Source organism: Amycolatopsis circi (assembly GCF_003385235.1).
Lineage (GTDB): Bacteria > Actinomycetota > Actinomycetes > Mycobacteriales > Pseudonocardiaceae > Amycolatopsis > Amycolatopsis circi.
The window spans coordinates 1-20,927 of the sequence record NZ_PQIA01000028.1 but is presented as its reverse complement, the minus strand read 5'-3'; the positions used below and the strand labels follow the sequence as shown (position 1 = coordinate 20,927).

At 67.6% G+C, this 20,927-nt stretch carries 17 protein-coding genes and 1 pseudogene; 6 read left to right on the top strand and 12 right to left on the bottom strand.

Annotated elements, in window-relative coordinates; all coding sequences use genetic code 11:
* Positions 1 to 48 precede the first annotated feature (48 nt).
* Positions 49 to 1,197 (bottom strand): annotated as a pseudogene (locus D0D37_RS15065) (alpha-L-fucosidase); the annotation flags it as partial.
* Positions 1,089 to 1,463, bottom strand: coding sequence for an alpha-L-fucosidase (locus D0D37_RS48815; RefSeq protein WP_116201153.1), 375 nt, complete (start codon positions 1,461 to 1,463; stop codon positions 1,089 to 1,091). The gene D0D37_RS48815 and the pseudogene D0D37_RS15065, both read right to left, overlap by 109 nt.
* A gap of 211 nt (positions 1,464 to 1,674) precedes the next feature.
* On the opposite strand from D0D37_RS48815, the gene D0D37_RS15055 reads away from it, so the two are divergent.
* Positions 1,675 to 3,435 (top strand): hypothetical protein, encoded by a 1,761-nt coding sequence (locus D0D37_RS15055; protein ID WP_208719959.1) that lies wholly within the window; start codon positions 1,675 to 1,677, stop codon positions 3,433 to 3,435.
* On the opposite strand, the gene D0D37_RS15050 is transcribed toward D0D37_RS15055, so the two are convergent.
* Positions 3,432 to 5,354 (bottom strand): UvrD-helicase domain-containing protein, encoded by a 1,923-nt coding sequence (locus tag D0D37_RS15050; protein ID WP_116201152.1) that lies wholly within the window; start codon positions 5,352 to 5,354, stop codon positions 3,432 to 3,434. The two genes, D0D37_RS15055 and D0D37_RS15050, sit on opposite strands and share 4 nt — an antisense overlap.
* A gap of 101 nt (positions 5,355 to 5,455) precedes the next feature.
* Positions 5,456 to 6,625 (bottom strand): hypothetical protein, encoded by a 1,170-nt coding sequence (locus D0D37_RS15045; protein WP_208719958.1) that lies wholly within the window; start codon positions 6,623 to 6,625, stop codon positions 5,456 to 5,458.
* Positions 6,626 to 6,859: 234 nt separating this feature from the next.
* Between D0D37_RS15045 and D0D37_RS15040 the strand changes: the two genes are divergently transcribed.
* Both D0D37_RS15040 and D0D37_RS15035 read left to right on the top strand, forming a co-directional pair.
* Positions 6,860 to 7,270, top strand: coding sequence for a DUF3151 domain-containing protein (locus D0D37_RS15040; protein WP_116201151.1), 411 nt, complete (start codon positions 6,860 to 6,862; stop codon positions 7,268 to 7,270).
* Between the two features lie 108 nt (positions 7,271 to 7,378).
* On the top strand, positions 7,379 to 8,272 hold the full coding sequence (locus D0D37_RS15035) for a helix-turn-helix domain-containing protein (RefSeq protein WP_167493534.1): 894 nt from the start codon (positions 7,379 to 7,381) through the stop codon (positions 8,270 to 8,272).
* Here the strand turns inward: D0D37_RS15035 and D0D37_RS15030 are convergent.
* From D0D37_RS15030 to D0D37_RS15020, 3 genes are all read right to left on the bottom strand, one after another.
* Positions 8,253 to 8,759: a GNAT family N-acetyltransferase gene (locus D0D37_RS15030; protein ID WP_116201149.1), complete on the bottom strand. Its 507-nt coding sequence runs from the start codon at positions 8,757 to 8,759 to the stop codon at positions 8,253 to 8,255. The two genes, D0D37_RS15035 and D0D37_RS15030, sit on opposite strands and share 20 nt — an antisense overlap.
* A gap of 73 nt (positions 8,760 to 8,832) precedes the next feature.
* A complete protein-coding gene (locus D0D37_RS15025) occupies positions 8,833 to 10,017 on the bottom strand; it encodes a GGDEF domain-containing protein (RefSeq protein WP_116201209.1) in 1,185 nt (394 codons plus the stop codon).
* Positions 10,018 to 10,340: 323 nt separating this feature from the next.
* Positions 10,341 to 11,600: an MFS transporter gene (locus tag D0D37_RS15020; RefSeq protein WP_116201148.1), complete on the bottom strand. Its 1,260-nt coding sequence runs from the start codon at positions 11,598 to 11,600 to the stop codon at positions 10,341 to 10,343.
* Positions 11,601 to 11,917: 317 nt separating this feature from the next.
* On the opposite strand from D0D37_RS15020, the gene D0D37_RS15015 reads away from it, so the two are divergent.
* Positions 11,918 to 13,795, top strand: coding sequence for an FAD/NAD(P)-binding protein (locus tag D0D37_RS15015; protein ID WP_116201147.1), 1,878 nt, complete (start codon positions 11,918 to 11,920; stop codon positions 13,793 to 13,795).
* Here D0D37_RS15015 and D0D37_RS15010 read toward each other — a convergent pair.
* From D0D37_RS15010 to D0D37_RS15000, 3 genes are all read right to left on the bottom strand, one after another.
* Positions 13,785 to 14,684 (bottom strand): glycosyl hydrolase family 18 protein, encoded by a 900-nt coding sequence (locus D0D37_RS15010; RefSeq protein WP_116201146.1) that lies wholly within the window; start codon positions 14,682 to 14,684, stop codon positions 13,785 to 13,787. The genes D0D37_RS15015 and D0D37_RS15010 overlap by 11 nt on opposite strands.
* 49 nt (positions 14,685 to 14,733) lie before the next feature.
* Positions 14,734 to 15,372 (bottom strand): HNH endonuclease family protein, encoded by a 639-nt coding sequence (locus tag D0D37_RS15005; RefSeq protein ID WP_167493533.1) that lies wholly within the window; start codon positions 15,370 to 15,372, stop codon positions 14,734 to 14,736.
* 151 nt (positions 15,373 to 15,523) lie between these two features.
* Positions 15,524 to 16,195: a hypothetical protein gene (locus tag D0D37_RS15000; protein ID WP_244223518.1), complete on the bottom strand. Its 672-nt coding sequence runs from the start codon at positions 16,193 to 16,195 to the stop codon at positions 15,524 to 15,526.
* A 76-nt stretch (positions 16,196 to 16,271) separates the two neighbouring features.
* On the opposite strand from D0D37_RS15000, the gene D0D37_RS14995 reads away from it, so the two are divergent.
* Complete coding sequence (locus D0D37_RS14995; protein ID WP_116201144.1) at positions 16,272 to 17,558, top strand: adenylosuccinate synthase; 1,287 nt, start codon at positions 16,272 to 16,274, stop codon at positions 17,556 to 17,558.
* A 51-nt stretch (positions 17,559 to 17,609) separates the two neighbouring features.
* Here the strand turns inward: D0D37_RS14995 and D0D37_RS14990 are convergent, their stop codons facing one another.
* Complete coding sequence (locus D0D37_RS14990; RefSeq protein ID WP_116201143.1) at positions 17,610 to 18,107, bottom strand: OsmC family protein; 498 nt, start codon at positions 18,105 to 18,107, stop codon at positions 17,610 to 17,612.
* A 151-nt stretch (positions 18,108 to 18,258) separates the two neighbouring features.
* On the opposite strand from D0D37_RS14990, the gene D0D37_RS14985 reads away from it, so the two are divergent.
* Positions 18,259 to 19,161, top strand: a complete 903-nt coding sequence (locus D0D37_RS14985; protein ID WP_116201142.1) for a TIGR03564 family F420-dependent LLM class oxidoreductase — start codon at positions 18,259 to 18,261, stop codon at positions 19,159 to 19,161.
* Here D0D37_RS14985 and D0D37_RS14980 read toward each other — a convergent pair.
* Entirely contained in the window at positions 19,142 to 20,779 is a 1,638-nt protein-coding gene (locus D0D37_RS14980) for a Na+/H+ antiporter (RefSeq protein WP_116201141.1), read from the bottom strand. The genes D0D37_RS14985 and D0D37_RS14980 overlap by 20 nt on opposite strands.
* Between the last annotated feature and the right edge of the window lie 148 nt (positions 20,780 to 20,927).

Genomic DNA, 20,927 nt, shown 5'->3' with positions numbered 1-20,927 from the left:
AGTGTAGCCAGCTGTAGCTCATTGAGCTACAGCTGGCTGTCTGGTCAACTACCACTCCGTCACCGTGAGCACCGCCGGGTACTCCTCCGTGAAGTCATCCGTCCGGTGCCTCGGCAGGTCGAGCACGATCCCGTCCGCAGTGCGCGTCCACGGCAGCGGCCGGGAATTCCCGCCCAGCAAGCGGATTCGCGAGCGGCCCGTGATCGGGACATCTCCCGGCACGAGAAGTCGAGAGCCGGGCCAATGGAGTGGGATCAGGTTGAACGCGCCGCGCGTGCGGGTGTAGCAGAGATCGCCGTCCATCGCTCGAATCCAGGGTGTCGAATCGTAGATCGCGCGGCTGTTGAGGCGCAGCCAGCGGCCCATGTCCAGCAGGCGCGAACTCATCCAGTCCGCGATCGTGCCGTCCTCGCGCGGGCCGATGTTGAGCAGCAGGTTTCCGTTCTTGCTGACGACTTCGGCGAGCAGGCGGATCAGCTGTACCGAGGATTTGATCTTCGCCGGATCCTCGTTTTCGTTGTAACCCCACGACTTTCCGATGTTCAGGCAAGCCTCCCACGGGTCCGGCCGCAGGACGTACTTCTTGTTATCTCCTTCTACGGTCGCGAAATCCGCGTGCGATGCCTCGAAGCGGTCGTTTGCCAGGACGCTCTTCGGGTGCGGACGGTCGGCGGCGTGCCGGTAGTAGTAGGACAGGATTTCGTCGCTGCGCCAGTCCCACGTCTTCGGCCGGAAGATCGGTCCGCCGCCGAATTCGTGGTAGCCCTGGCCGTCTGCCCATAGAATATCCGGATCGTAGTGGTCGATCAGGGTTTTCAGGTGTGCGTGCTCGTATTGCGTCACGTAGTCGGCGACTGGGCGGTAGCCGGTGTACGGGATTTCTGTGCCGGTGTATGGGTTTCTCGGCGGGGTGCCGAGTGCGGGGTTGTAGAACTCGCCCAGTGAGTAGTAGAGGCCGCGTTTGAGACGGGAGTGGGAGGCGGCCGAGAAGAGTTCGCCGACCAGGTCGCGGCCTGGGCCTAAGCGCACGGAATTGCGGTCGGACGCGGTGTTGCGGAACAGCTGGAAACCGTCGTGGTGCTTGGAGGTCAGCACGAAATACCGGGCTCCGGCTTGTTCGAACAGGCGCACCCAGGACTGCGGATGGTAGCGGCGGGCGGTGAAGCGCGGGATGAACTGGTCGTACGCGAAGTCCGCACCGTAGTTTTCAAGTGGTGGTCACGGGTTCCGGTGCCGCGCGCGGGGTCCGTGACGTTCATGGCGTACAGGTACCACTCCGCGGCGTGCTTCGCGTCGCCCCAGGCCGCGGCTGAATAAGCGCCCCAGTGAATGAAAATGCCGAATTTGGCGGAGGGGTACCACGGGGTGGGGGCGGCTTGCGCCTGGGTCGCGGTGAGTCCGAGCAGTCCGACGGCGCCCGCCGCGGCGAGCACGCTGCGGCGGCTGATGCTTGCTTGGTCCATGACGCATCCACTCCCGTCGCGGCGGCGGTCATCAGATGTCTTGACTTCCAGGCGTACCAGTTCGCAGAAGGCAAAGGCAAGGATTCTGTCTTGCCGAGACACTTGTTCACAAGCATGAATGCGACAGCGTGACGGTTGACGAGGCTCAAGGCTGTTCTTACGCTCACAGTCAATACATCAGATCTATTCTGATCACTATGGAGGCGCGGGCATGGGCGCAGCGTGGGAAACCAGTCGGCGGACGGCGTTGCGCGGCGGGGTCGCCCTCGCGGCTCTCGCGGCCACCACCGGGACAGCCTTCGCGAAACCCGCTGGCCGACGGCTGCCCTTCCTGCTCGACATGGTCCAGAACAACCCTGGCGAACCACTGTTTTCCAGCCGCTTCAACGATCCCGTGACCTTGAAGAGCTACGGCTATGACGGTCAGGTGATCAACGAGTTCACCCCGCCGCAGACCGCGATCACCTTCGAAACCTTCGACGAGCGCATTTTCCCGGAGAACTCACCGGGCCGCGCCTGGGTTGAAGCTACCGCGAAGAAGATCGACGCACACATCGCGCGAGCACACGCGGCGGGCATCGCGGCGTATTTCTTCACCGACATCATCGTACTGCCGAAACGCCTGGTCGAACTGTACGGCGACCAAATCCTCGACGGTCAAGGCAGAATCAGCTTCGACCGCCCGCTCACTCAGCAAATCCACCGCCTGATGCTGCGCGAGATCTGCACCCGTTTCCCTGGCCTGGACGGAATTGTCGTGCGTACCGGAGAGACGTACGTGCAGAACGTCCCGTTCCACACCGGAAACAACCCGATCACCAACGGCGCCACAAGCCACCTCACGCTGCTCGGCATCCTGCGCGACGAGATGTGCCTGCGCGGCAAGCGGGTCTTCTACCGCACCTGGTCCACCGGCAGCGACAAGCTGACCAGTGACCCGGACTTCTACCGGCAGGTGACCGGCCAGGTCGAAACGCACGAGAACCTGGTCTTCTCGATCAAGCATACCGAGAAAGACTTCTGGCGGACCATTCCGTTCAACCGCACCATCGGCGTCGGCAAGCATCGGCAGATCATCGAGGTGGAATGCCAGCGCGAGTACGAGGGCAAGGGCGCGTTCCCGAATTACGTGATCGACGGCGTAGTAAACGGTTTCGAAGAATTCCGCACCCAGCCGCGCACCGGGCCGATCGGACTCGCCGAGGTAGCCAGCAATCCGATCATCGCCGGAATCTGGACCTGGTCCCGCGGCGGCGGTTGGCGCGGACCGTATCTGCACAACGAACTCTGGTGCGACCTCAACACCTGGGTGATCGCCCGCTGGACCCGCGACACCGGCTGCGGCGAGGAAGGCGCGTTCACCGAATACGCGACCACGAGGCTCGGTTTGCACGGCGATCAGGTCCGCCGGTTCCGTCGTCTGGCGCTGCTTTCGGCGGCCGCCGTGCTGCGCGGGCACTACAGTGTGGTCCACCCAATGACTAGGCTGATGTGGACCCGCGACCAGTTCCTCGGCGGCTCCGACAAGGATCTGACCAGCGATTATGACGCAATAATCGCAAAGGGCCGGGTCGAGTCGGTCCTCGCCGAGAAAGCCAACGCTGCCCGGATGTGGGACGAAATCGTCGCGCTGTCCGGCACGATCCCGCTGCGCGATCGCGCCGACCGGACGTACCTGCGAGTGTCCGCGCGCTACGGCCAAGCCTGGCACCGAGTCGTGCACCACGGCTGGGAAGTGATGCTGCGCGGCTACGCTGGCGGGTACGACAACGCCGTCATGCGCTACCACCTGGCCCGCTACGACGCGGAATGGCAAGGCTGGCAACGACTTGCCAAGACCGAACCATCCTGTGCGACGCTGTATCAGCCGTACAGTTTCGGCCCGAAGGGCGCGGACGGGTTGTACAACGCCGATCCAGACCACGGCATCAAACCGGCCACCGACTACTACCGCCGCCTTCTGTCCAATTAGGACTTCACGGTGGCCCACCAGAGGAAATCCCGCGCGCGAGTGGCGGCGACGAGCCGCTGCCGGTTCCGCAGCTCGCGTTTCTCCTGCTCGGTGGCGGGGTCTTCCGGCTCCGGACGCACGAAGTCGACAACCAGCACCGCGCGGAAGTCCAGTCCTTTCGCCTTGTGCACGGTCCCCGCGTACAGCCGGTCGCCGGTTTCGCCGGTGTGCTGGTCGATCGGCTGGGTGGCGACACCAGCCGAGTCCAGCAGCTTCCGGCACAGCAGGGCATCCCGGTTGCTGAAGGTGATCAGCGCGGTCTCGCCGAGCGGAATGTCGAGGCCTCGCACCGCGGCGACCAGTGCGTTCGGCAGCTCGGATTCGGTGCCCTCCCAAGACTTGGCGATCCCGCCGTCGTTGACCGCGGCCGCGTCGCGCAGTGCGACCCCGGCCGCTCCGTCCAGGTCGTCGACCTCGTTGAGGGCGGTGATCCGCCGGGCGAAATCCAGGATGCCGACGCGGTTGCGGTAGTTGACTTTCAGCACCTCGCCACGGCCCTGAACGGGGATTCCCGCGTCGGAAAGCCGCCAGCCGCCCGGGTAGACCTGTTGCTGGCCGTCCCCGACGAGCAGCAGCTGGTTCGGTCCGTCGCCGGCGATCATGCGAAGCAGCCGCAGGCCGGTCAGCGTCATGTCCTGCACTTCGTCGACGACCACCGCGGCGTACGGCTCTTCGAGCGGCTGCCGTTCAAGCTCCCGCAGCGCTCGTGCCAGGAGATCGTCAAAGTCGTGGGCGTTTCGCTCCGCGAGGTTCTTCTGGTAGTCCAGATACACCTGCCAGACCGTGGCGCGCTGGCGATTGTCGAGACGTCGTCGCCGTCCGCGCCGGATCACCCGCTGATACTCCGCAAGGGTTTTGATGCCCCTGCCCTTGATCACCCGGTGCACCTCGTCCGCCCAGTACTGCGGCCCGGCGTCTTGAAGCGCGCTGCTGTGTGTTCTCCAGGCAAGGCTGAACGCGGTCTCGAACGCGATGTTCAGATGGATTTCCCGGCTGGCGAGGAAGGCGCTCGCCCACGAGTGCAGGCTGACGAACTCCGCCCGGTCCGCCATCTCCGGCGCCAGCCGTCGGAACGCGGTTTCGCTCACCGGCGGCAAGTTCCGCACGAACGCCGTGAACAACAACGGGCCCGTGCTCCGCCTTCCGGCATGCCGAAGCCGATGCAGTGCCACCACGGTCTTGCCCGTGCCGGCCGGTCCGCTGATCCGGGCCGGACCGCCGTAGTTTCGCGTCGCCAGCGCCGCCTGGTCCGGGTGCAGGAACGTCATCCACGTGTCGAACGGCCGCTCCACTGCTGCCGCCAGCTGATTCTCGGCGACGCTCTCCGCCGAGAGCAACTCGATAGGTTCCTCTTCCGCGGCCGACGCCTCGATGCTCGGCCAGTCGTACCCGTCCAGACGCGGTCGCAGCTCGCCGGCGATCCGCGCGACTTGCTTCGTGGTCAGATGCACTGTGTCGCGCCGGAAAAGCAGATCCAGCCGGGAGGCGGGCAGCGACCAGAACGGCCCGGCATTGCGCGGACCGGCCGGGGAATCCGGGGCTCCGATCACGACCGGGGTGACCGCGCTCGCGGCGATGCGCCGATCGCCGGGAAGCGACAACGCGGCGAACAGTTCGTCGACCTGCCGCAGCACCGCCTGCATCGTCCCGGTATCCGGGGCTGGATCTGCGACAACAATGGCGAACACCCCGACCCGGCCGATCAGGTAAGCATCCGCGGCCGAGGCAGATCCGGTCCGCACCGCGAGCTGCCAGCCCTCGGCGGTGCGCGCCACCAGCTCGGCGAAAACGTTGCGCTGCAAGGAGTTCAGCCCGGGATACCGCTCCGAGACCAGGTTTGCGGCCCGCTGCCGCTTTCGGGCGTGCGAACTGAGCGCCACGGAACCCCCTCCCCGAGGTTACTGCAGGTGTCCGCAGTATTCCGGAAAGGGATCAAGCTGGGACGACGACGATCGCGAATCACTCGAATGGCAGCGCCGAGCTACGCCGCCAGCGCGCGCCGAGAAGCCCACCGCTCCTTCGCCGGACCAGCCCCGGCCCACAACGCGAACACCGCCACCACGGCGACCAAAGCCGTCCAATACGCCACCGGCGGCGCCGATTCCGTCTGCGACTCCCCGAGCAGCCAAGGCCGCAACTGCGACTGCACCCAGAACGCGCCGTACCCGAGCACCGTCACCAAAACCGCCCCGGCCGCCGCGGGTCGCGGCAGCAGGAAGGCCAGATCCACCGCGAGCCCGACAGCCAGCAGATAGAACGGCACCGTCGACACCGGGAAGCCCAGCGCCAGCAGCAGCGCCCACATCAAACTCCGGTACGCGACATACGCGCCGGCCACGGTCAGCCCGGCCCAGCGACGTCCGACGGTCTTGCGGGCCAGCACCAGGATGAGTGCCGAAACGCCGATCCCCCACAGCGGATACACCCACTCCGGGATCGGCATCGTGAAGTGCAGCACCGCGGCCCGGTCGACCGGGTGGCCGATCTGGTTGGCGGCGAAGGAAAGCAGCGTCGGCTCCGCCTCGGGCGTGCCGCGTTCCCAGGCCCGCAGGCCGAGGATGCCGTACTCCTGCTGTCCGTTCGGGAAGAAGGTGTTCTCCAGGAAGAACGCCCACAGCGCGAGCAGCACGCCGGTGCGGAAGCGGCCCGGCGGGGACAGCCGCAGCCAGCCGAGCAGAACGCCCGCCTGCATGATGCCGGTGCCGAGGTACAGCATCATGTGCGACGGGCTCCACGCGGTCAGGTCGAGGCCGTTGACGCGGTGGTTGATCACGTCGAGCGGCGCGGCGACCAGGAACACGATCAGCCCGGCCTGCATGAGCCGCAATGAGCGCCGGTCGCAGCCGAGACCGGTGTAGCTGTGGATCGCGACCAGCACGACGATGATCACCGTGCCGACGGTGTTGATCAGGTGCGGCGGGGCGAGGTCGTCGCGCAGCCACTTGAAGTGCCACGACATGTCCCACGACGACCCGACCAGCTTGAACGCGAACGCGGTCAGCCACATGCCGTAACAGAACCGCAGCACCCACGCCGGAGCCGGCTGTCCCGGCGCGCCGCGGTGCCAGTGCGTCGCGAAGAAAAGCCTGGTCTTGCCCACTGGTCCGCGAGGGACCGCGGGGCGGGCGACGTCTTCAACCGCCTTCGTCATAGGCGCCATCATTCCCTGCCGCAAGAGCACGCGGCGGGAGAAGGGGCAAAAACCGGGGTTCACCCCTACGGGTGGCGGACTTGCCCGCGCCCGGCGCGGCACGGCAGGGTGTCGGCCCATGATGCCGAAACGAGCTGTCGCCGCCGTGCTGATCGCAGCCCTCGTGCTGGCCGGCGGGGGCGTGCTGACCAGCCTGTTCCTCTGACCCGGGGGCATCGTGGGCACAATGGCGGCATGACGCACAACCTGCTGGGCCCCGAGCCCACGCTGCTGCCCGAGCACACCGACGCGCAGGCCGCGCTCGACTCCGGTACGGACCCGACCTCCGTGGCCGCCGAACACCCCGACTACAGCGAGGCCTGGGCCGCGCTCGCCGAACGCGCGCTCGCCGGCGGCGAGACCGTCGCCGCGTACGCCTACGCCCGCACCGGCTACCACCGCGGCCTCGACCAGCTCCGCCGCGCCGGCTGGAAGGGCTTCGGCCCGGTGCCGTGGGAGCACCGGCCGAACCAGGGTTTCCTGCGCGCGCTCGCCGTGCTCGGCCTGGCCGCTGAGCGCATCGGCGAGGCCGAGGAGTACGAGCGCTGCAAGACGTTCCTCGCCGACTCCGACCCCGCCGCGGCCGAGGCGACCGGTCTGAAGTGACGCACACCGCCGGTCGCGCCCCGAAAAACCGGGGCGCGACCGGCCCGTTGCCCACCTTCGGGTGACAGCTAGAGGTGTTCGCATTTGGTGACACCTACAAAGACGGCCATGCGAGGCACGGCCATGCTCACCCCCAGGATCCGCACCCTCGGCACCGCACTGCGCGAGGCCAGGGTCGACGCCCGTTTCGGACTGCGCGAACTCGCCCGGCGAGTCGGCACCAACCCCGCGCTGGTGTCGAACTGGGAGCTGGGACAACGGGTTCCCGCACTGGAGGACGTCGCGGGCATCCTCGGCGCGCTCGGCGTCGTGGGCGCGGAGAAACAGCGGATCCTGCAACTGGCGCGCGGCACCGCCGAACCGGGCTGGGTCGCCCGCGGCAAACAGTCCGACCCGGACCACCTCGGCGGGCTGCTCGCCTGCGAACGCGCCGCCACGTCGGTCGTCGAATGGCAGCCGCTCCTGCTGCCCGGGCTGCTGCAGATCCCGGACTACGCGCGGGCGTTGTTCCTCGCCGACGGACTGCCGGTGAAGGACGCGGAACGCCAGGCGGAGATCCGGATGATGCGCCGCCCGCTGGTGGTCGGCCCCGGCGCGATCCCGTGCGAGGTGCTGCTGGGCGAGGCGGCGTTGCGCAATCCGATCGGCGGACCCGGGACGATGGCCCGGCAGCTGCGGTTCCTCGCCGACCTGATGGCGACGTCGGCGAAGCTGTCGGTCCGCGTCGTGCCCGCCAGCAGCGGCGGGCATTCGGGACTGGCCGGGCGGTTTTGCGTGTACTACGTGGAGGTCGGCGATCCGATCGTCTACTTCGAGCACCAGCACTCCGGGGCCTTCCTCCTCGACGAGGGGAACGACACCTACTGCGAGGTCGCGGACCGGATCCGCGAGTTCTCCCTGGACTCCCGCCAATCGGCGGCGTTCGTGCAGCACACCGCACAGCAGTTCCGGGAGCTGGCGAAGGGGAAAACCGCGGAGGGGCCTAGGAATACGTTCGGTTAGCCGGGACGTCGGTCGCGATCCGCAGTTCGCTTTGGAGCAGGTTCTTCGACACCGCGAATCCGTGCCGCGCGTAGGCAGGTATCGCGCGATCCGAGGAGTGCACGGTCACCCGCTCCAGCCCGAATTCCGCGGCCAGCCGCAGGGTTTCCTCGATCAGGAGGCCGCCGACGCCGCTGTCCCGAGCTTCCGGAATGACGTACACGCATTGCACATCGCCGCAGACCCGCGAAAAGTCGTGCGGCGTCGGCACTCTGGGGGTGAGCGCGAGAAACGCCATCCCGAGCACTTGCTCGTCCCGCACCGCCACGAGACAGCGATGCGTCTCGGCGTGCGCGCGAGCCCAGTCGGCGAACTCGCGCACGAATTCGGCCCGATCGCGTTGCAGCGGACCGCCTTGGTCAGCGACCCACCGCCAGCGCAACGCGGCGACGGCGGCGAATTCGTCGTCGCGAGCGAGGCGGATCCCGGTGAGCGGCACAGGGGTCACTTCCGAATTCCCGGCTGTCGCGAAGGAATGGACCCGGCCGGCCGGGGGAGGGTGCCGGCCGGGTCCGAGGTCCTTAAGCGACCGCCGCGAGTTCCCGGGCTGGGTTGACCGAGCCGACGACCCGGTTGCGGCCGCTGTTCTTCGCCGCATAGACCGCGGCGTCGGCCGCCGCCATCACTTCCTCGATGCTCGTCCCGTCCAGCGGGAACGCCGCTACCCCGATCGACGCGGTGCGGTTTTCGATCGCGACGGACTGGCCTTCGTTCGTCTGCGTCGGAATCACCAGCTCGCTGATCCGCTGCCGGATCCGTTCCGCCGTCACGATCGCGTCTTCCTTCGACGTCGACGGCAGCAGCGCGACGAACTCCTCGCCGCCGAAACGGCCGACCAGATCGTGCGCCCGGGTCTCCTGTTTCACCACGGCGGCAACGGCTTTGAGCACGTCATCGCCCGCGAGGTGGCCGAACGTGTCGTTGATCCGCTTGAAGTGGTCGAGGTCGATCATCAGCGCGCCGAAGCTGCCGTTCTCGCGCTCGGCACGGGAAATCTCGCGCTGCGCGCCCTCCTGCCAGGTGGTGGCGTTGAGCAGCTGCGTCTTCTGGTCCGTGGTCGCGAGTTCCTCGAGCCGCTTGATCAGCATCGAGCGCTGCAGCACGTACAGCGGCAGGATCACCAGCACCGACAGCAGCGGTTCCTGGCTCAGCACCATCACGAGCAGGCCGCCGACGCACAGGGTCGCCAGCTCGATCAGGTTGTCGTCCATCGTGCCGAGGCACGACTCGGCCGTCGCCTTCGCCGGGTCGGTCAGGTACAGACCAAGGCCGGTCAGCGCGGTGTTGACCAGGAAATAACCGAGCGCGCCCGCCACTACGACGGTGACGCTGTGGCCGGTCGCCAGATGTCCGGCTAGCGCGGCACCGAAGCCGGACAGGATCATCGTGGTCGCGTTGGCCGCGACGCGGTGCGCCTCACCGGGGCGCGTGCCGTTCCAGCTGCGGAACGCCAGGTAGACGTAGATGATCACGCCCAGCGCGGCCACCAGCTGCGGCGGCACCAGCAGCGCCGCCGGAAGCAGCCACACCGAGGTCACGGTGATGTGCGGGCCCTGGCTCAACATCCGGCGCTGCCGCTCGATCTGCCGCGTGACCTCGGTCTGCGCGATCGCCAGTCCGGCGAGCATGCCGAGGATGCCGAGCTGCCGGAGGCTGACCGGGAACACCAGCGCGCTCACCACGGTGAGCACCACCGTGACGGCCATGCTCGTCAGCGTGACCGCGACCCACTGCCGCGGCCGGGACCAGAGCGACCACCGGGAAACCGCATCGCGCAGCCCCAGACCAGAAAATTCCCCCAATGTGACCATTCTTCCCCCCGGGTCTTGCGCGGATCTCCAGTGACACTCGCCTTACTCACAGTTTCAGACCGTTTGCCGCCTGTCCACAAGGGCCTTAGGTGTGTACATTTTTCCCGAACACGCCGGATGAAGGGTGACCAGCGATGCGCAGCAAGGAACAGTGACCGCGTAGCAGCACCGCAAGGTCGCGCAGGTCAGAGCCTCACGCGCGGGGCATGCCGGGGTAACTAGGCATGTTCGGCGCGTGTGGCTTCCTTCGCAGACCCCTCTTTGGCCTGCCCGGAAACGGTCCGCTGCCACGCGATCGCGATCGGAATCGTGATGAGCAGCCCGGCCAATCCGAAGATCCCGACCGTCGTCTGCGCGCTCACGTGGTCCGCGATGACCCCGCCGATCAACGGCGTCACGCCCATCGTCGTGGTCAATCCGGTGTTCGACAGTCCCATCGTCTGCGCCCGGCTCTCGTCCGGAACCGCGACCGTCAGCGACGCCGTCGCCTGCAGCAGCGCGATCGTGCCGAAGCCGCCGGAGATCACGAACAGGATCACCGAGACGATCGGGCCCGGCTGCAGGAAGCAGAGCAGCAGCGGGATCGCGGCGAGCGCGGTCATCGGGCCGATCAGCTTCGGCCGGATCCCGGCGGGCACCCACCGCGTATAGATGAACGTGAAGATCACGCTGCCCACCGGGTCGGCGGCGAGCAGGAAGCCGATCATTTCGGACCCGCCGCCCGAGGAAGCGACGTACGGCGCGGCAATGCCCTCGTACACCGGCATCAGGCCGGCGAGCCACGTGAAGACCATCAAGGACCGCAACGCACTGGTCGCGAAGGCGACCTTGCCGCCCGCGCTCAGCGTGGACAGGAACGGCTTGCGCTTTTCCCCGCTGGCCGCCGCGGGGCGGGCCTTCAGTCCGAAGCGGAGGAAGAGCGCGGAGAGCACGAACGTGCCCGCGTCGAGCACCAGGGCGAGGCGGGCGTCCATCGTGAGCAGCAGCGCGCCACCGCCGGCGAAACCGAGCAGTTGCGCGGACTGGACCGTCATGCTCCGGACGCCCATGCCGACCACGAAGCGGTCGCCTTCGAGCACCTGCGGCAGCAAAGCCAGCTGAGACGCCTTGAACGGCGGATTCAGCAGTGAAACACAGCCGACGAGCACGCAGAGCGCCCAGAACGGCAGCCCGGGAATGGCAACGCACAGAATCAGCGCCGCACGCGTGGCGTCGACGGTGACCATGACCGCCCGGCGCGGGAAGCGGTCGGCGAGGCCGGTGAGGAAGATGCCGCCCAGCAGCGACGGGAAGAACGTGAGCGCGTAGGTGAGGCCGGTCAGCGTCGCGGAACCGGTGTTGGCGTAGACGAGAACGGACAACGCGACGCGGGCAAGCTGGTCACCGGCGATCGACAGCAGTTCGCCGAACCACATCGCGCGGAACTCGGCGACTCCGAACACCTCGCGGAACGTGACCCGGTGCGGTGCTGTCGTCATGCGTGTTCTCCCCGCTGCTGTGTGCGGACTGTGCCGCACTAGTGACCAACGGGTGACCCTAGATCCTCCTGGTCACGGGCCGGTCACACGAAGTGAGTTGCCAAGCTCAGTGTCTCGTGACTGTTGGTGATTCTCTAGGTTCTTTCGCCGGTATCCGACAGGTCACGGTCAGTTCGCCACGTGTCCAGACGATAGCGCTCCGCACTCCCCGCCGGGGACGGTTCGATCTTTGTGGTTTGTGACACATCCGTTCGGGTGGGCCGTCCGCAGAGTGGAACCGCCGCCGCCCGGCCACTCAGCCGCGTAGCTTCGCCCGGGTGACCGCTCTCCCGACGTTCACGCTCGCCATCGTGGGCGCCGGACCTCGCGGGGTCGGCGTCCTCGAACGGCTGTCCGCGAACGCAGCCGGCCTGCTCGGCGACCGGCGCGTCGAAGTCCACCTCATCGACCCGTTCCCGCCCGGCCCCGGCCGCGTGTGGCGGTACGAGCAGTCGCCGCTGCTGCGGATGAACTCGATGCCCGAGGACGTCACCGTGTTCACCGACGACACCGTCCGGATCGACGGACCGGTGCGGCCGGGTCCGTCGCTGATCGAGTGGGTGCGGCAGGTGCGCGCGGGCACCCTCGCGTATCCGGTGCCGGACGACGTCCGCGCCGAGTTCGAGACGCTTGCCTCCACGGACTTCCCGACCCGGCGGTTGCAAAGTCGATACCTGGAGTGGTTCTACCGCAAGGTGGTGGCCGAATTGCCGCCCGGCATCACGGTGGTCGAGCACCTCGCCACGGCCGAGAGCATCGACGATGACGAGACCGTGCGGCTTTCCGATGGCACGACCGTGACTGCCGACGCTGTGGTGCTGACGGTCGGCCACCTCGACGCGGTCCCCGACTCTCGCGAATGCGAGCTGGAGTCGTTCGCTGAGCACCACGAGCTGGCCTACTACCCCGCTGGCTACACCGCGGACGTCGACTATTCCGCTGTGCCCGCCGGAGAACCGGTGCTAGTGCGCGGTTTCGGGCTGGCCTTCGTGGACCTGATGTTGTTGCTCACGGAGGGGCGCGGCGGCCGGTTCGAGGAGTTGCCGTGTGGCGGCCTGCGCTACCACCCGAGCGGCGCTGAGCCGGTGCTGCACGTCGGGTCCCGGCGTGGGGTGCCGTATCACGCGAAGACCGGCTATCGGTTGCGCGGGAAACCGTTGCAGCTGCCGAGGTTCTTCGACAAACGCGCCATTGACGGCCTGACCGGTCCACTCGACTTTCGTGCGGACGTCTGGCCGCTCATCGCGAAGGAACTCGCCTGGGCGTATTACACCGAGCTGTTCACTGGGCATCCGGACCGCGTCCGTACCGATTTCGCGGTCTTCGCGGACAAATTCGCCGATCTGCCGTGGGGAACGTCCGAAATGGACGCTCTGATTACGGCTGCGGTGCCTGCGTTGGAAGATCGGCTTGACCTTGAGCGGTTGGATCGTCCGTTCGCGGGCCGTCGCTTCGATTCCGGCGAGGAATTCGGGAAAGCGGTGCGGAAATACGTCGAGTCCGATCTTGCGCGCCGGGCGGATGTACACCACAGCGCGGATCTCGGCGCGTTCCTGGCGCTGCTGTCGGTGATCGGCCAGCTGCCCGCGTTGCTCGCGACCGGACGGCTGACCGCCGCGTCGCAAGTGTCCGATATGGACGGCTGGTTCCACGGATTTTTCTCCTACTACGCAAGCGGTCCGCCGCCACGTCGACTCGACGAACTGCTCGCGCTCGAAGACGCTGGCGTCGTGTCGTTCCTTGGCGCGGACATCTCGATCGCCGCCGACGAGACTGCCGGAACGTTCGTCGCGTCGAGCGCCAGCCATCCGGACACGGTCGCCGCACGCACGTTGATCGAGGCACGACTGCCGGACGCAAGTGTCCCGCGAGTGTCCGATCCGCTCTTGCGCAGCCTGCGGGACAGCGGTGCGCTGGCGGAGGAAACCGTGCCGGATGTCGACGGCGCGACGTTGCCTTCTGGCCGGATTGCCACGACGCTCAACGACTTCCGACTGGTCACTGTGGACGGATCGACGCACTCGCGGCGCTTCGCGGTGGGTCCGCACACCAGCGTCCGCTCGGCGGGTGCCTTCACGCGGCCGCGCACGAACGCGATCTCTTTCCGACAGAATGACGCGCTGGCAAGGGAAATCCTGCGGCTGGCTAACCCTTGACCGTCGGCGCGATCTGCTGCGCCCACTTCCACGGCGCGGCGGTGTCGCCGGGCAGCGAGTTGAAGTACTCCCAGCCGTCGATGCCGCCGAAGTCCGGATACTTCTGCACGAGACTGCCGACGGTGTTCTTCAGCGTCGGCATATCGACGTAACCGTTGCAGTTAGCGGGATTCGTGACCGTTCCGGCGACGACCTTGCTCGCCGGAACGACGCCGTGGCCGATGATCTGGTCGTAGCCCGAGGTATCCGCCAGTGAACCCCAGCCGCAATAGAACTGAGCGTTGAACCAGGAAATCTGGTCGCCGCGTTCGCGGTAGAGCCGGTCGTAGTCGAGACCGGAAAGCCCGCCACCGCCGCTCAGTTCGGTTGCGACCGGCGCGAGCGTGATCAGGAAGTCCGGGCCGAAGTCGTTGCGCAGCGCGTCGATCACCCGGTTCAGCGCGTCGTTCGACATTTGCTCCTCGACGTCGAGATCGATGCCGGACAGCGAATGGTCGCGGATCAGGTTGCGCAGCAACGGATAGTAAGTGTCGAAGTCCTGTTCCAGACGCTGGAAGCTGCCCTTGGCCGCGCCGCCGACGAAAGCGAGCGCGTGCACGCCTTTGCTTTGCATCGTGGCGAGATCGGCCCACATCTGCGTGAATTTGCCGTCCGACGGCGGATCGTCGTTGAGCGTCATGGTTCCGCCGTCGTTGAGGTGCACGGCTCCGACGATCACGTCGGTGACGCCGACGTCGTGGTCGGTGAGCCCCAACGGGGAGATGTACGACCCGTTTTGGTGCGTAGTTTGGTAGTAGACAACGACTCTGCGCCCGGTCGCCGCCGTCGCCGGGACCGCTCCGCAGAGCACCAGGAACACCGCCAGCACCGCCGCCGTGATCTTCCTCATGGGTTCGGACCATAGGACGGCGGCGGTGCCCGCGGTAGGGCTGATCGGGTCAGCAGCGCCCCAGCATGTCCGTCAGCGCAGACTTCTCCGCCGAATTCACGGTGAGCTTGAACTTGGCCTTGACCGTCACCCACATTTTGGCGTAGGTGCACCAGTATCCGGTGGACGGTGGCTTCCACTGGTCCGGCGACTTGTCGCCCTTTTCCTGGTTCACGTTGTCGGTCACCGCGATCAGCTGCGGGTCGGTCAGGTCGTTGGCGTAGGCCTGGCGCTGCGCGGTGGTCCACGACGACGCGCCGGTGCGCCACGCGTCGGCGAGCGGAACCACGTGGTCAATGTCCACATCGGACGGAGAACTCCAGGTCGCCCCGTCGTACGGCGAGGTCCAGGTGCCCGAGGTCGGAGCGCAGTCGGAGCCGACCTTGACGTTGGCGCCGTCGCGCTTGAGCACCATCTCGCGCGTGTTGCAGCTGTTGCCCTGGTCGATCCAGTGCGGGAACTTGTCGCGGCTGTAGCCGGTCTGCGAGCCGTCCGGCTTCACCGCGAGACCGGCGAGCTGGCTCTTCGCGGTCGCCGCCGACGGGATGCCGGGCGGGGTGGCGTCGGCGACGCCGACCGTGACCGAGCCGAGCAGTGCGACGCCGGCCAGGACGGTCAAAGAGTTGCGAACTGTACGAGTGGTCGGCATATTGCTGCCTTCCTGGTCAGATGCGGGACTGATTCACCTTTGACCACGAAAGTGGCGTGCGCAACACCGTCAGGTGACAGGAAACCGACCTTCAGTAAACAGAAAGTCACCGAGAGTCCAAGTTGGCTTGAACTCGTCCGGCGCTATCGGGTCAGCCGCAGACCGCTCGAAGATCGGCTGTGTGCCGGTACCAGGTCCGCCGGGTGATCTCGCGTTCCTGCGGGACACCGTCGATGACCAGCGAAGACGTCGGCACGCAGCCGAGCTGGAAGGCGCGCCCGCGATACGTCGAGGACCGTTTGAGGAGCTTGCCGCGGGTGATTCGGGCGGTGACTCCGGACTCGTCCGGTGCGACCTCGATGCCGGAAACCAATCCGTCGAAAGCCACCTGTTCGTCGCAATACGCCTGGCCCTTGACATCGCGCAGGGTCGCGTGCCCGAGGAGCACGCCGCCGGTGTCGTCGCGCACGAGGGAGATCTCGGCGTCCTCGCCCTTCCAGGCGAGCGCGAACGCCTCGTCCGGGTCCGACGGCAACCGCCAGTGCGCCGCGACGCGAGAGCCGGTCTCAGTGGCCACGAAACCGACTGACACGCCCGGGAGGAGTTCGCGGCGCATGAGACGCACCACCACGGCGGCGAGGTCCGCGTCGGTGCCCAGCACGACGAGCCGCTCGTGTTCCCCCAGCAAGGGGTCGATTTCCGCCTTGCCGGGAAGGGGGCTGGCGTGCACCAGCGGGACGTCGCCGAGCCGCGCGGGCAGATCCGCCGCGGCCCCGCAGGCCACCACTATTCCGCGCACCCCGGCGTCCTCCGTTAAAGTCATGCACCGGCATTTACCAGCGCCACCCGTGCCCCCGTCCGGGAGCACTATTCCTATTGCCGAACACCTGGAGTGTCACATGCCGGCCATCGTGCTGATCGGTGCCCAGTGGGGGGACGAGGGCAAGGGCAAGGCCACCGACCTGCTCGGCGACCGCGTCCAGTGGGTCGTCCGCTACCAGGGCGGCAACAACGCGGGCCACACGGTCGTGCTGCCGAACGGCGAGAACTTCGCGCTGCACCTCATCCCGTCGGGGATCCTGACGCCGGGCGTGACGAACGTCATCGGCAACGGCGTGGTCATCGACCCGGGCGTGCTGCTGGACGAGCTGGCGGGTCTCGAGGAGCGCGACGTCGACACCAGCAAGCTGCTGATCTCGGCCGACGCGCACTTGATCATGCCCTACCACGTGGCGATCGACAAAGTCACCGAGCGCTACCTGGGCAGCCGCAAGATCGGCACCACCGGCCGCGGCATTGGCCCGTGCTACCAGGACAAGATCGCCCGCGTCGGCGTCCGCGTGCAGGACCTGCTCGACGAGAAGATCTTCCGCCAGAAGGTCGAGGCGGCACTGGAGTTCAAGAACCAGGTGCTGGTCAAGGTCTACAACCGCAAGGCGCTCGACGCCGACCAGGTCGCCGACGAGGTGCTCGCGGCGGGCGAGAAGTTCGCGCACCGCATCGCCGACACCCGGCTGCAGCTGAACCAGGCGCTGGAGCGCGGCGAGACGGTGCTGCTGGAAGGCTCGCAGGGCACGCTGCTCGACGTGGACCACGGCACGTACCCGTTCGTCACGTCGTCGAACCCGACGTCCGGCGGCGCGAGCGCGGGTTCGGGCATCGGCCCGGGCCGCATCACGACCGTGCTGGGCATCCTGAAGGCCTACACGACCCGCGTCGGTTCCGGCCCCTTCCCGACCGAACTGGACGACGAGTCCGGCGAGTACCTGCGCAAGCAGGGCGGCGAATTCGGCGTCACCACCGGCCGCTCGCGGCGCACCGGCTGGTTCGACGCGGTGATCGCCCGCTACGCGGTGCGGGTCAACGGCATCACCGACTACTTCCTGACCAAGCTGGACGTGCTGTCCGGCCTGGAGAAGGTCCCGGTGTGCGTCGGCTACGAGGTGGACGGCTTCCGGACCTCGGACATGCCGATGACCCAGACCGACGTGCACCATGCGGTCCCGATCTACGAAGAGCTGCCGGGCTGGTTCGAGGACATCTCGGCCTGCCGCACGTATGACGAGCTGCCGGCCAACGCGCGCGCTTACGTGGAGCGGATCGAGGAGCTGTCGGGGGCCCGGGTTTCGGCGATCGGCGTCGGTCCGGGGCGCGAGCAGACGATCGTGCGGCACGAGTTCGCCTGATTCTTTCGGTTGAGCGGCCAGGCTGGTTTCGTACCGGCCTGGCCGTTTTCGTCAGCGAACCGTTGTGGTGACTGGGGTTTCGTTGCGGAAAAGGTCGAGCACGGGGCAGTGCTCGTCCACCGCGCGGCGGAGTTGTTCGTAGACCTCGGGCGCGGCCGGGCCGTCGAGTTCCACGGACACCCGCACGTCGCTGAAACCGGGCCGGGTCGATTCGTCGAAGCCGAAGAAGCCGTGCAGGTCCAGGTCTCCGTCCACCTTCACCCGGACCGCGTCCAGCGGGATGCCGAGGCGGGCCGCCCAGAACTGGTACGTGATCACCTGGCAGGAGCCGAGCGCGGCCAGCGCGTACTCGACCGGATTCGCCGCCTGGTCGGTGCCGCCGAGGGCGGGCGGCTCGTCGACGGTAAACGCGTGGTCGCGCACCCGGACGTCCACCACTGTCTTCGTGTTCGCGGCCAGTGCGTGGTCGACGCTGAACGACACCGCCGCGTTGTGCCGGTCCGTTTGCACGGCTTGGCGGGTGCCGTCGATGACGTCGGTCAGGGACATCAGTTCCTCCTGCGGTCGTCGGGCGTCCAGGGTGCGGGTGCGCCGGACGGTCGGGCAGGGGCTCTCGTCGGCTGAGACCGCGGCTGGCACAAAGCCGCGCGCTTGTTCCGGCTGGTGAGAAACCGGTGGTGTTGCTGAATAGTTTGAAGGTATGAGCGTCGGACTGACCTTGCCCGCCCTTCCGCAGGCGAACATCACGGTGACCGAATTGCTGGACCAGGCACGCGAGGCCGAGGAGGCTGGCGCCGCATCGATCTGGTTCGCCCAACTGCCCTCGAGCCATGACGCGCTGGCGGCGGCCGCGCTGGCCGGGCAGGTGACCTCCCGGGTCGAGATCGGCACGTCCGTGGTGCCGATTTATCCGCGGCATCCGCTGGTGCTGGCCTCCGCCGCGCGCACGGCGAGCGAGGCGTCCGGCGGGCGGTTCACTCTCGGCATCGGTCTGGGGGCGAAGAACTTTCTCGCACCCGTCTACGGCACGCCGTATCCGCCGCCGGTGCGGCACCTACGGGAGTACCTGACTGTGTTGCGCTCGGTGTTCGCCGGGGAACAGGTCGACTTCACCGGCTCGACGGTGGAAGCGCACCTGTCGGAGCCCGCGCCGGCGGCACCGATTTCGGTGGTCGTCGCCGCGATGGGTCCGCAGGCGTTGCGCGTCACCGGGGAACTGGCAGACGGCACGCTGCCGTACCTGGCCAGCCCGCGGGCTCTTTCGGACCTCATCGTGCCCGGGATCGGTCCTGGCAAGCGAGTGATCGCCGCCGTTCCGGCCGTGGTGACCAGCGACGTCGACGCGGTGCGCGAGATCGCGGCGCAGCAACTCGGTTTCTACGGCTCGATCCCGTCGTACCGGCGCGTTCTGGAGGCAGGCGGCATCGAAAACGCGGCTGAGCTGGTGCTGATCGGCGACGAGGAGACGGTCGCCGCCGGCGTGCCGCGCTACTTCGACGCCGGCGCGACCGACGTGTTGCTCACCCAGACCGCCCTGCACACCGACGAGGACCGGCGGCGCACCTGGCGGTTGGCGGGCGCGCTCAACTCATCCGGTTCGTAAGGGTTGTCGTCACTGACATTTCTTCCAGGTCGAGTTCGCGCAGCACCTTCTGCAGGACGTCGTCGTCAAGGCGTCCGGCGCGGTTCTCCTCGATCATCGCCGCACGCTGGGTGATGAGGAGTTCCCGCCGCGCCTTGGCGAACTGTGCCTGCGGACTGTCGCGACGCTCCTCGCCGGACAGGGTGATCGCGGCCTGCGCGAACCGGTAACGGGTGTCCACCACGCGTTCCAGCCGTTGCTCGAGCCGCTTCATCTTCTCCGGTTCGATGTCCAATGTGGACAGTTGATCTCGAGCAAGCTCACGCAGCCGTTCGTGCGCGGCTTTTTGGGCGACCTTGCGCGCGGCCAGCTCCTCGGCCTGGTCGCGGGCATCCTCGTCCGGGTCTTGGACCTTGAGCAACCGGATCAACGGCGGCAGGGTGAGACCTTGGATCAGCACGGTCCCGACCGCGACGGCGAACGCGAACAGCTGGATCTCGGCGCGGCCAGGAGTATCCGCGGGAACACCGGACGCGGCGGCGATGGTGACGACGCCGCGCATGCCCGTCCAGGAGATCACCGCCAGCGAACGCCAGGCCGGCGGATCGTGCTTGGTGCGTCTGAGAAGTTGCAGCGACCGCGGCAGGTAGCTGGACAGGAACACGGCCGGGATCCGCACGAACATCGTGGCGAGCAACACGACGACCGCGGACAACGCGAGCGTCCCGTTGTCCCGTGCGGCGTGCTGCGCCCCGTCGAGCACGAACGGCAGCTGCAGCGCCATCAACGCGAACACCAGCGCTTCGAGCATGACGTCGATCGATGCCCAGACAGACCGGTCCTGCACCCGCGTCGCCGGTGACGCCCGCAACGACCGGTGCCCGAGGAACAGCCCCGCCGTGACGACCGCCAGCACGCCGGACCCGCTGAACTCTGCCCCGAACGGATGCAGATGCTCCGCGGTGACGTACGCCGCGAACGGCACCACGATCCCGAACGCCGATTCCAGCAGCGGATCGTCCAGCCTCGTGCGGATCAGCTCGACGACCCCGCCCGCGACCAGCCCGACGAGAATGCCGACCACCGTCGCGACGGCGAAGACCGCGAACCCGTGCCCGAGCGACCCCGCCGTCCCGGCCACTGCGGCGAGCGCGACCTTGTACAGCGTCAGCGCGGCCGCGTCGTTGACCAGGCTCTCGCCGGTGAGCACAGTCATCACGCCCCGAGGCAGCCCGAGCCGCCGCCCGATCGCGACGGCCGTCACGGCGTCCGGCGGAGACACGACCGCCCCGAGCACCAGCGCCGACGCCCACGGCAGGTCGGGCAGCAGCAGATGCACGACGAAGGCGATCACGAACGCGGTGGCCACGACGAGCAGCACGCCGAGCGTGATGATCGGCCGCAGATTCGCACGAAAGTGGGAGATCGAACTCTCCAGCGACGTCGAGTACAGCAACGGCGGCAGCACGACGGTCAGGATCAGTTCGGGCTCCAACTCGACCCGCGGAACGCCGGGAATCAGCGCGATTCCCAGCGCGACCACCACGATGAGCAGCGGCGCGGAAAGATTGAACCGCCGGGCGACCGCGGTCAGCCCGAGCGACCCGGCGAGCACGCCGACCAGCGTCAAGGTCTCCATGCTTCGCATCTTGACTCATGGGTCAGGCGAGGCGCGGATGGTGTGGGTTCGTGTCGGGACTCCCTTCGGGGTGAGGTGGACGGGTGGGCTCAGGGACGGCGGGTAGCTCGGCTTCGCGCCTTGGCTCAGGGGTTGGGCGAGGCGGGGA